This is a genomic window from Azospirillum sp. UFLA03-27, from assembly GCF_059803775.1.
Genome location: NZ_JAUQTX010000237.1, coordinates 1 through 10,242, shown reverse-complemented (window position 1 = coordinate 10,242; position 10,242 = coordinate 1). Strand labels below are relative to the sequence as shown.

General features: G+C 70.0%; 9 protein-coding genes. 2 read left to right on the top strand and 7 right to left on the bottom strand.

Features of this window, described 5'->3' with window-relative positions; all coding sequences use genetic code 11:
- Positions 1-1,539, top strand: a 1,539-nt coding sequence (locus tag Q4I23_RS26070) for a hypothetical protein (protein WP_498528135.1), incomplete at its 5' end; no start/stop codon positions are given.
- The gene (locus tag Q4I23_RS26065) at positions 1,536-2,039 is read left to right on the top strand and encodes a hypothetical protein (protein WP_498528134.1); all 504 of its coding nucleotides are present in this window, start codon (positions 1,536-1,538) and stop codon (positions 2,037-2,039) included. The genes Q4I23_RS26070 and Q4I23_RS26065, both read left to right, overlap by 4 nt.
- Positions 2,040-2,044: 5 nt before the next feature.
- Here the strand turns inward: Q4I23_RS26065 and Q4I23_RS26060 are convergent, their stop codons facing one another.
- The 7 genes from Q4I23_RS26060 to Q4I23_RS26030 all read right to left on the bottom strand — a co-directional run.
- Entirely contained in the window at positions 2,045-4,108 is a 2,064-nt protein-coding gene (locus Q4I23_RS26060; RefSeq protein WP_498528133.1) for an NAD(+) synthase, read from the bottom strand.
- 186 nt (positions 4,109-4,294) lie between these two features.
- Positions 4,295-5,989: a methyl-accepting chemotaxis protein gene (locus tag Q4I23_RS26055; protein WP_498528132.1), complete on the bottom strand. Its 1,695-nt coding sequence runs from the start codon at positions 5,987-5,989 to the stop codon at positions 4,295-4,297.
- Positions 5,990-6,019: 30 nt separating this feature from the next.
- Complete coding sequence (locus tag Q4I23_RS26050) at positions 6,020-7,006, bottom strand: ornithine cyclodeaminase family protein (RefSeq protein ID WP_498528131.1); 987 nt, start codon at positions 7,004-7,006, stop codon at positions 6,020-6,022.
- Positions 7,003-7,851: an alpha/beta hydrolase gene (locus tag Q4I23_RS26045; RefSeq protein ID WP_498528130.1), complete on the bottom strand. Its 849-nt coding sequence runs from the start codon at positions 7,849-7,851 to the stop codon at positions 7,003-7,005. Before Q4I23_RS26045 ends, Q4I23_RS26050 begins: the two co-directional genes overlap by 4 nt.
- 35 nt (positions 7,852-7,886) lie before the next feature.
- Positions 7,887-8,657, bottom strand: coding sequence for an ABC transporter ATP-binding protein (locus Q4I23_RS26040; RefSeq protein ID WP_498528129.1), 771 nt, complete (start codon positions 8,655-8,657; stop codon positions 7,887-7,889).
- 90 nt (positions 8,658-8,747) lie between these two features.
- Positions 8,748-9,752 carry an ABC transporter substrate-binding protein gene (locus tag Q4I23_RS26035; RefSeq protein ID WP_200528063.1) on the bottom strand — a complete coding sequence of 335 codons (1,005 nt, stop codon included), beginning with the start codon at positions 9,750-9,752 and terminating at the stop codon, positions 8,748-8,750.
- 65 nt (positions 9,753-9,817) lie between these two features.
- Positions 9,818-10,242 (bottom strand): ABC transporter permease (locus Q4I23_RS26030; RefSeq protein WP_498528128.1); only part of this gene is annotated, 425 nt, incomplete at its 5' end.

Genomic DNA, 10,242 nt, shown 5'->3' with positions numbered 1-10,242 from the left:
GGATGGGCATCCTGCCCCTGTCCGTCGCTTGGCGTGGTTGAAGGCATGCATCTGGCTGATCTGTTCGTTGCGTTGCGGTTCCATCTGGATCGACACCCGAACGAGACCGAGCGCGCCGCACGGCACCTGGAATCCACAGCTGCGGAGACCGGCGGCGTGCTGTGCCAGCTGGCGGCGTTGTTGGAGGACGGCGACGGCGCCGATGCGCTCAAGTCTTGGGTCGACACGTCCGACGAGTGGACGCCGCTGGACCGGTGTGTGCTGGCGGCCCAGGCCATCGACCAATGGTTCGCGCCGCTGGCCTCGCGCTTCCTGCCGCGACGCGCGCTGTCCGATGGTCATCTGCGGGCGCGGCAATGGTACAAGCGGCACGGGCGCTTCAACAGCGACGTTGCCGACGGCCAGCTCATCCTGCGGCCCGGCCTGTTCGACCGCTCGGTGAACATCCGGGAGGTCACGCCCCTGCGCGAAACCTTCGACGTGGCCGACCTCTTCCACACCCTGCTTCTGCTGCCGCCGACCCTCGCGGCGGAGTGCCCCCACGGAGAGGACGGCGAACGGCCCGTCTCGCTGGCCTTCCATCGCGTCGCTGAGGTCGCCGACCAGTGTCCCAGCGATCCCGATTGGGCACCCGTCGTCGGCGTCGTCCCGCTCGCCCTGGCCGAGGACGACCTCGCCATCCGGACCTTTTCCCAGGACGGCGCGGACTGGTACGCCGCGGTTCCCGGTGACTTCGGCGCCCGTGCGGCGTCGGCCATCGACGCGTTGGCCGCCGAAGGCGCGACCATCGTCGTCTTTCCCGAGGTGACCGCCGATCCTGCCACGCTCGACGCCATCAAGGCGGCGGTGCGGCGTCACGCCGTGGACGGCCCGCTTCGCTACGTTCTCGTCGGCGTCCGGCGGGATGGGGAGGAGGGCGGCAAGCCGCGCAGCACGGCGGTCCTGCTCGACCGGATGGGAGCCGAGATTTTTTGCCAAACCAAGCTGCATTGCTGGGACCTCGACGCCGACCAGTGCCGCTCCTACGACGTGCGCGGCCCGGACGGCCGGCTGCTCGACGAGGCGAAGGAATTCATCGCGCCGGGGGACGGCGTCACCATCGTCGAGCTGCCCAACATGGGCCGGCTGGCGGTGATGATCTGCGAGGATCTCGGGCGCGAGCAGCCGGCGGCGTGGCTGTGCCGGGCCAAGCTGCTGGACTGGATCGTCACCCCGGTGATGGACGCCGGCCTGACGGAGGAGCGGTGGCAGGCCCAGGCCGGCGACGAGTCCTCCCGCGCCGGGTCGTGCCGGGTGGTGGTGGCGAACAGCATGTCCTTCTCGCACCGCTTCAACCGTGTCTGCGACGCCAATGGGGAGGATGACAAGCGCATCACCGACTGCGGGGTCGCGCTGTTCTTCCAGCCGCGCGCCGACCCGGCGCAGAGTTCGCGCATCCGGCGGCTGTCGCTTCCCATCGACGCGCCGGAGCCTGCTTGCGTCGCGGCGCGCTGGGAGCCACAACATTGGCCGGAGCTGAACACGGAGGGCTGTCCATGAGCGGGGAGGCGTATCGGGCTCTGGCCGACGATATCCGGGACGCCATCGCGGCCGGCCGCTGGGACGAGGCCGACACGGATATCGATACCTTTGCGGAAGAGGCGGCTCTTTGCCTCGTGCAGGATCGCGCCGCCGACCTCGCCGCTCTGGCGCGGGAGGTTGCCCGCTGCCACACGGCGCTGACATTGCGCGAGGACCGCGGCCCCGAGGCGATGCACCGGCTTGGGCAACTCCGCGCCATCGCCGCGCTGGTCGCCGCCGGCCGGGCGAGCCGGCCCGCTCGCAGCGAGGTGGTGCTCGCCCAGGCCGGAACACCGACCGCGGCGGTGCTGCACGCCCTGGAGGGTGGTGCGAAATCCGGGCCGGCGCTGGTCGAGGCGACCGGCCTGTCGCACGACGCGGTGGCCCGCGCCCTGCCGGAGCTGCGCGCCGCCGGGCTGGTCCGCTCCTGGCCAGCCGGGCGGCTGGTGATGAACGAACGGACCGGCGCCGCGGGGTAGGGCGTTTACTCCTTCGGCACCTCGCGCTCCAGCTCCGCCAGCCAGATGCGGGCGTTGCCGTCGGACGGCGCGCGCCAGTCGCCGCGCGGCGACAGGGAGCCGCCCGCCGTCACCTTCGGCCCGTTGGGCATGGCCGAGCGCTTGAACTGGCTGAAGCCGAAGAAGCGCTGGATGAAGACGCGCAACCAGGAATGGATTTCGGCCAGCGTGTAGGCGCTGCGCTTCTCGACCGGATAGCCCGCTGGCCAGTCGCCGCGCGCCGGATCGGACCAAGCGTGCAGGGCGAGGAAGGCGATCTTCGACGGGCGCAGCCCGTAGCGCAGCGTGTAGAACAGGTGGAAGTCCTGAAGCTCGTAGGGGCCGACGACGGCTTCCGAACTCTGCAGGGCGCGGTCGCTGCCGGCGGGGACCAGCTCGGGCGAAATCTCGGTCGCCAGGATGTCGCCCAGCGTGTGCAGAACCTCGTCCTGGAACTGGCGGGAGCCGATCACCCAGCGGATCAGATGCTGGATCAGCGACTTCGGGACGCCCGAATTGACGTTGTAATGGGCCATCTGGTCGCCGACGCCGTAGGTGCACCAGCCGAGTGCCAGCTCCGACAGGTCGCCGGTGCCCAGCACGATGCCGCCCCGCTGGTTGGCGAGGCGGAACAGATAGTCGGTGCGCAGCCCCGCCTGGACGTTCTCGAAGGTCACGTCGTACACCGCCTCGCCGCGGGCGTAGGGGTGGTCCATGTCCTTGAGCATCTGGTTGGCGGCGGGACGGATGTCGAGTTCGTGGTGCGACACGCCGAGCGCGCTCATCAGGCGGAGCGCGTTGCCCTTGGTCTTGTCGCTGGTGCCGAAGCCCGGCATCGTGAAGGCGAGGATGTCGGTGCGCGGCCGGTCGAGCAGGTCCATGGCGCGGGCGGCGACGATCAGGGCGTGGGTGGAATCCAGCCCGCCCGACACGCCGATCACGATGCGCGGCATGCCCGTCGCCCGCAGCCGCTGGACCAGCCCGGCGACCTGGATGTTGTAAGCCTCGTAGCAGTCGAGCTCCAGGCGCTCCCGCACCGCCGGCACGAAGGGGAAGCGGGGGACGTTGCGGCGCAGCCCGATGTCTCCGCCGGGCGGATCGACGCGGAAGGCGACCCGGCGGAAAGCCGTCCCGTGCAGGCGGCGGTTGTCGTCGAAGGTGCCCATGCGCAGCCGTTCCTGGCGCAGCACGTCGAGGTCGACGTCGGCGACGGCCATCTGGGCGCCCTTGGGAAAGCGCTCTGTCTCGACCAGCGTCTCGCCGTTCTCGAAGATCGACGCCTGCCCGTCCCAGGCCAGATCGGTGGTCGATTCCCCGGCCCCGGCGGAGGAGTAGAGATAGGCGGCGATGCAGCGCGCCGATTGCGACTTGCAGAGCAGGCGGCGGGTCTCCGCCTTGCCGATGGTGATGTTGCTGGCCGACAGGTTCGCCAGGACCGTCGCCCCGGCCAGGGCCGCCTCGGAGCTGGGCGGGACGGCGACCCAGAGATCCTCGCAAACCTCGGCGTGGACCACCAGCCCGTCGATGTCGTCCGCCTGGAACAGCAGGTCGGGGCCGAAGGGGGCCTCGTGGGCGCCGATGCGGATCGTGCCGCCCTCGGTGCCGGCGCCGGCCGCGAAATGGCGGCGCTCGTAGAATTCCCGGTAATTGGGAAGATGGACTTTGGGAACCACGCCCAGCAGCCGGCCGCGATGCACGGCGACCGCCGTGTTGTAGACTCGGCCGGCGTGGCGCAGCGGCGCGCCGACGAGGATCAGCGGCATCAGGTCGCGCGATTGCTCCACAAGGTGGACGACGGCGCTCTCCACGGCGTCGAGCAGGCAGTCCTGGAGGAACAGGTCATCGATGGCGTAGCCGGACAGCGCCAGTTCGGGGAACAGCGCGACCGCGACCGCCTGTTCGTCGCACTCCCGCACGCTGTCGAGCACCGCCGCGGCGTTCGCCATGGGGTCGGCGATCGTGCAGGGCGTCGTGCAGGCGGCGACCCGAGCCATCCCATGGCGGTAGAGTGATCCAAAGCTCAGGGTCCGAGCCGCGCCGTCAACCGTCATCGTGATCCTCTCCCAACCGGTCCTGCGGTAATGCACGCAAGAGAGAAACCGGCGGAGGCCGCCGGTCGTCTCGCCCGCCGCATTCTGGCGGTTGCCGGCGCGGCGCTCAACCCATTGATCATGGCCCATTGATCATGGCCCATTGATCAGGGCCGATTGGTCATGGCCGATGGATTGGAGGAGGGATCAGGCGGTCTTCACCTCGGCGATGAAGGCGTCGACGCTGCCCTTGAGCGCCACGGCGCGGCCGGCCACCTCGCGGGCGGATTGCAGGACCTGCGCCGAACCGGCGGCCGTCGATTCGGAGGCGACGCGCAGCGTGCCGATGGTCCCGGTCACCTCCGCCGTGCCCTGCGCCGCCTGGACGGCGTTGCGGCCGATCTCGGCGGTGGCGGCCCCCTGCTGCTCGACGGCGGCGGCGACGGCGGTGGCCATCTCGTTCAGGCGGAAGATCACCGTGGCGATGGTCTGGATGGCCGACACGGCGCCGCCGATGGTCTCCTGCATGGAGCCAACCTGGCTGCGGATCTCGTCGGTCGCCTGCGCCGTCTGGTTGGCGAGCTGCTTGACCTCGCTCGCCACCACGGCGAAGCCCTTGCCGGCCTCCCCGGCGCGGGCGGCCTCGATGGTGGCGTTCAGCGCCAGCAGGTTGGTCTGGCTGGCGATGCCCTGGATGAGGTCGATCACCTCGTTGATGCGCTGGCCGGATTCGGTCAGGGCGCCGACCCGCTCCTGGGCCTGCTGGGCCTGCCGCGTCGCCTCGTCGGCGAAGCCGCGCGCCTCGTTCATCTGGCGCGACACCTCCTGCACGGTGGAGGTCATCTCCTCCGTCGCGGCGGCGACCGTCTGGACGTTGGCGGCGGTCTGCTCGGCGGCCGCGCCGACGACGGTCATCCGTTCCGACGCCTGTTCCGCCCCGGCGGACAGGGAATTGGCGGTGGCCTCCAGCGCGGCGGCGGCGTCCTGCATCACGTGCAGGGCCTCGCCGACCTCGCGGTCGAAGCGCAGGATGGTGGCGCCGACCGCCTCGGCGCGGTCGAGCTTGTGCCGGGCTTCGGCCTCCTGCTCCGCCTGGATGCGCTGGCGGTCGAGCGCGTTGTCCTTGAAGACGGCGAGCGCCCGCGCGATGTCGCCGACCTCGTCGCGGCGGTCGGCGCCGCTGATGACCACCGTCAGGTCGCCGCCGGACAGACGGCGCAGGCAGGACACCGCCTCCACGATGGGGGCGACGATGCCGCGCGCCGACAGCCAGCGCCCGATCAGCCCGCTGGCGAGGATGCCGAGCAGGGCGACCGCGGCGATCAGCCACGTGGTCCGGTCAGCCAGCGCTTCCGCCTCCTCGGAGATCCGCGCCGTCTTGGCGACGGTGAGGCCGTTGTAGTCCTGGACGGCGCGGATCAGCGCCTCCACCTGCTCCTGGCTGCCGGAGACGTTGTTCAGCACCTCGCGCCGGGCGTAAGTGATGCCCATGTCGGCGTGCTTCTTCGCCGCCGCCACCGTGGCGTCCAGGCTGCTGACATAGGCGGCGTATTGCGTCTCGATGCCGTTCAGCAACGGACGCTGCTGGGCGTCGGCGGCGGAGCGGGCGTGCTCCAGATGAGCGCGGACCTCGGCCTTGCGGTCGACGACCACCGCCTCGATGGTGGCGACGCTGGCCGGGTTGGCGCCCATCTGGTACTCGGCGCGGCTCAGCTCGACCAGATAGCGGTTCAGCCGGGCGCCCTGCGTCGCCTCGCGCCCCGCCTCCTCGACCCGGTTCAACTCCCCGCCGAGCGTGGCGAGGCCGTAGCCGCTGACCAGGGCGGTGGACACCGAAACGGTTCCCAACACCACGACGATGCCGAGAATCTTCCCGGCGATGCGCACATTCTTCAACTGCATGTCGGCCTCGGGCGGCGCCCAGTTTGGGTGTTAACGCGCTAAATCGATGCGGTGGATGGTGGAGCCGGCCTGGGTACCGGAGTCGCTATCGGCGGCGCGGACGGCCCAGGCGGCGATCGCCAGATCCTGGATGCCCATGCCGGTGGAATCGAAGACGGTGATCTCGTTCGCGCTGGCGCGGCGGGGCGCCTTGCCCTCCAGCACGTCGCACAGCGTGCCGCGGATGGTTTCGCGGGTCAGGCCATGCGCCACCGCGTGCTGGCATTCGCCGAGCGCCGAGGCCTGCGCCCAGTCGTCCACCCAGACGGCGGCGCCGAGCAGGATCGCCGGGTCCAGCTCCTGCTTGCCGGCGGTGTCGGCGCCCATGGCGCAGATGTGCGTGCCGGGGCGGACCCAGCCGGCCTGGACCACCGGCTCGCGCGCCGTCGTCAGGGTGATGAGCACGTCGGCGTTGCGCGTCGCGGTCTCGGCGTCCACGACCTCGACGGGCAGCCGCCCGGCGAAGGAGGCCGCCAGTTCCTCGGCCCGCGCGCGGTCGCGGTTGGCCACCAGGACGCGGTCGAAGCGGCGCACCAGAAGCGCCGCCTCCAGATGGTGCGCCGCCTGCCCGCCGGTGCCGATCAGGGCGAGCACCCGCGCGTCGTGCCGGGCCAGCTCGCGGATGCCGATGGCGCAGGCGGCGGCGGTGCGCAGCCCCGTCAGGTGGTTGGAGCTGACCAGCGCCGTCGGGCAACCCGTCTCCGGGTCGGTCAGCACGGTGGTGGACTGGTGGTTGGTCAGGCCGCGCGCGCGGTTGCCCGTCCAGTAGCCGCCGATCTTCAGCCCGAGCAGCCCGATGGCGAGGTCGCCGCCGGCCTTGATGCCGTAGACGTCCGGCCCCGGCAGCAGACGTTCGCGGACCACCGGGAAGTTGCGCGCCTGCCCGCGGGAGACTTCGCGGAAGGCCATGTCCATGGCCTCAATCGCGTCGGCGGGGGACACCAGACGGCGGGCGGCGTTTTCATCGATGACGATCATTCTTTTACTCCAGCCGCATCCAGCACCAGCCGCGAGAGCGCGTCGTCCGGCGTTTCCATCCGTGCCATGATCGAGAAGTGATCCTCCCCGGCCAGCGTGTGATAGGTGCAGCGTGAGCCGCGGCACTGGCACAGCGTGGCGAAGTCGCGCGACTGGGCGATCCAGGCGGGCGTCTCCGCCGAACCGACGACGACCGTCAGGGCCGTGGCGGTGGACGGCGGATGGCGCATCGGGCTGACCCCGTCGACCATCTCCGGGCGCAGCCCGATGGTCTCGTTGACGGTGATGTCCAGCACCGGCGCCAGCTCGTAGATGCCGCTGATCAGGACGGCGGCCTTGACGACGCCATCCTCCAGCCGGTCCGCCCCGGCGTCGTCGGCCAGCGCCATGGCGATCAGATGAGCCCCGGCGGAATGGCCCGACACGGTGAGGCGGTCGGGATCGCCGCCCAGCGAGGCGGCGTTGCGGTGAATCCAGCGCAGCCCCTCGCGGGTGCGCCGCGCGATCTCCGGCAGGGTCGCCGCCGGGCACAGGTCGTAATTCATGACCACGGTCGTGACGCCGCGCGGCACCAGCGCGTCGGCGACGTAGCTGTAGTCGGCCTTGTCGCGCCCGCGCCAATAGCCGCCGTGCAGGAAGACGTGCAGCGGGGCGCCGGGCGCGGCCGCCGGAAACACGTCGAGCGTGGAGAGCGGGCTGTCGCCATAGGCGATGTCGTAACGTCCGGCGTTCCGTTCCCGAGCGGCGCGGCTCAGCGCGGCGGCGCGCTCGGCGTGGCGCGCGAAGTCGGGAACGGAATGGCGGGGGTTGTACTGCCACTCGTGATCGTCAGGAACGACTGACACGATGGGACCTCCTGGGTTCCGGAGAAGGGGGGCGCTCAGACCAGATCCATCAGCTGGGTCCACAGCTGGTGCCGCTTGGCGACGTATTCCGGCGTGTCGCGCAGCGCCTCGCCCAGGCTGGCGCGCGGGCGCGGGATGTCGATGGGCACGATCTCGCGGATGCGGCCGGGGCGGGGCGACATGACCACCACCCGGTCGGCGAGGCAGACGGCCTCGTCCACACTGTGGGTGACGAAGAGGATCGTCTTGCCCATGCGCTCGGTCAGGCCGAGCATCTCGTTCTGCAGAATCTCGCGGGTCAGCGCGTCGAGCGCGCCGAACGGCTCGTCCAGCAGCATGATCTCCGGCTCGATCGCCAGGGCGCGGGCGATGCCGACGCGCTGCTGCATGCCGCCGGAGAGCTGGTGCGGGAAGCGGTCGCCGAAGCCCTTCAGCCCGACCGTGGCGAGCACGCGCTCCGTCGTCTCGCCGTGGCGGTTCGGCGGGATGCCCTTGGCTTCCAGCGCGAAGCCGATGTTCTGGGCAGCGGTCAGCCAGGGCAGCAGGCCGTATTGCTGGAAGACGAAGCCGCGGTCGTGGCCGGGGCCGGTGACCGGCTTGCCGTCGATGCGGATCTCGCCGCTGGTCGCCGTCTCCAGACCCTGGATGATGCGCAGCAGCGTGGTCTTGCCGCAGCCGCTGGGCCCGACGAAGGCGATGAATTCACCCTCCTCCACGTCCAGGTCGACGCCGTCGAGCGCCGTCATCGACGGCCCTCCGGACACCGGGAAACGCTTGGTCAGGTTGCGGACGGACAGCTTGGGCATGGGACGGCACCGGGTCTTGAAGCGGGACGGCGGGCGGAATGGGGCAAAGCGCGGGAGGGGGCCGGCGGTGCGACGCCGGCCCCGACGGGATTACGGCTGCTTGTAGGTGCCGATCTCCGCCAGCACCTCCTGGACGATGCTGGTGTCGAGCACCTTCTCGGCCGGGTGGACGGCCTTCTGCAGGCCGCCTTCGACGTTCAGCTCCTGCATGTACTTGGCCTGATCGGCGGTGACGGTGCCGTTCGGGTTCCAGATGCCGCCGACCTTGTAGAATTCGTAGAATTCGGCGAGCTGCTCGTCGTTGTAGTCGAAGTGCTTCTTCGCGACGTCCAACGCGCCCTTCTCGTTGTCGAAGATCCAGCGGGTCGCCTCCAGCTCCGCCTTGACGAAGCGCTTCAGCACGTCGCGCTTCTTGGCGATGGTCTGGTCGTTGACGTCCCAGGGGGTCATCACGTAGTTGGGCAGCTTCTTGGAGACGACGAACAGCACCTTGGCGTTCTTGTCGTGCGCGGCCTTCGGGTCGTAGTTGGAGACGGTCGCGTCGATGGTGCCGGTCAGGATGCCGTTGATGCGGGCCGAGGAGCCCTTCAGCGAGACCCACTGCACCGACTTGATCTGGTCCTCGCTCATGCCGGCCTGGCGCATCAGGGCGGTGATGACGACGTGCGGCAGCGAGCCGGGGGAGGAGATGCCGACCTTCTTGCCCGGCAGGTCGGTGACGTCCTTCACGCCCGACGCGGCGTTGGCGTAGAAGGCGTAATGCAGGCCGGTGTGGACGCCGCCGATGGTCTTCAGCGTGCCGCCCTTGTCGGCCGCCGCCAGCGTCTCCGACATGCCGGCCTGGCTGATGTCCAGTTCCCCGGCGATCAGCGAGCGCACGGGGATGGAGCTGTCGGCGATGTGCACCAGTTCCACCGTCAGGCCGTTCTTCTCGTAGAAGCCCTGGTCCTGCGCGACGAACTCGACGAGGTTCAGGAACATCTTGGCCGGCATGCCGATCTTCAGCGCGTCGGCGGCGAGCGCGGCGGTGCTCATCGCCACGGAGAAGGCACCCGCCAGCAGGGCGGCCTTCAGCGAACGGGACATCATGCTCATGATCCCTCTTCCTTCCTCAATCCGGTGTGGTGTGGTGCGCGTGTGGTGCGGGGGAGGCGGGCCGGTCAGCGGCGGCGCCAGCGGCCGAAACGCTCTTCGACCTTTTGAACGAGAACCGTCAGCGCGTTGGCGAGCAGGGCCACCACCAGGACCGGGGCGAAGGCCTTGGCCGTCTCGAACGCGTTGGTGTAGTTGATGATCAGGCCGCCGAGGCCGGAGATGGAGGTCAGGAACTCCGCCACGATCATCGCGATGATGCCGCGGCCGAGCGCGATGCGCAGGCCGCTCGCCACGTAGGGCAGGGCGTAGGGCGCGATGATCTGGCGGTAGACCATGAACCGCGAGGCCATGAAGGCCTTGCCGATGTCCAGATAGTGCCGGTCCACGTTCTTCACGCCGGTGACCGTGTTGATGATCACCGGGAAGACCGCGAACAGGATAATGATCGTGATCTTGGCCAGGAAGCCGATGCCCACCCACAGCATCAGGA

What these genes read in the sequence shown, in the direction of transcription:
- Q4I23_RS26065 (WP_498528134.1), top strand. Translation starts at nt 1,536, where the DNA reads ATGAGCGGGGAGGCGTATCGGGCTCTGGCCGACGATATCCGGGACGCC.
- Q4I23_RS26060 (WP_498528133.1), bottom strand. Translation starts at nt 4,108, where the DNA reads ATGACGGTTGACGGCGCGGCTCGGACCCTGAGCTTTGGATCACTCTAC.
- Q4I23_RS26055 (WP_498528132.1), bottom strand. Translation starts at nt 5,989, where the DNA reads ATGCAGTTGAAGAATGTGCGCATCGCCGGGAAGATTCTCGGCATCGTC.
- Q4I23_RS26050 (WP_498528131.1), bottom strand. Translation starts at nt 7,006, where the DNA reads ATGATCGTCATCGATGAAAACGCCGCCCGCCGTCTGGTGTCCCCCGCC.
- Q4I23_RS26040 (WP_498528129.1), bottom strand. Translation starts at nt 8,657, where the DNA reads ATGCCCAAGCTGTCCGTCCGCAACCTGACCAAGCGTTTCCCGGTGTCC.
- Q4I23_RS26035 (WP_200528063.1), bottom strand. Translation starts at nt 9,752, where the DNA reads ATGAGCATGATGTCCCGTTCGCTGAAGGCCGCCCTGCTGGCGGGTGCC.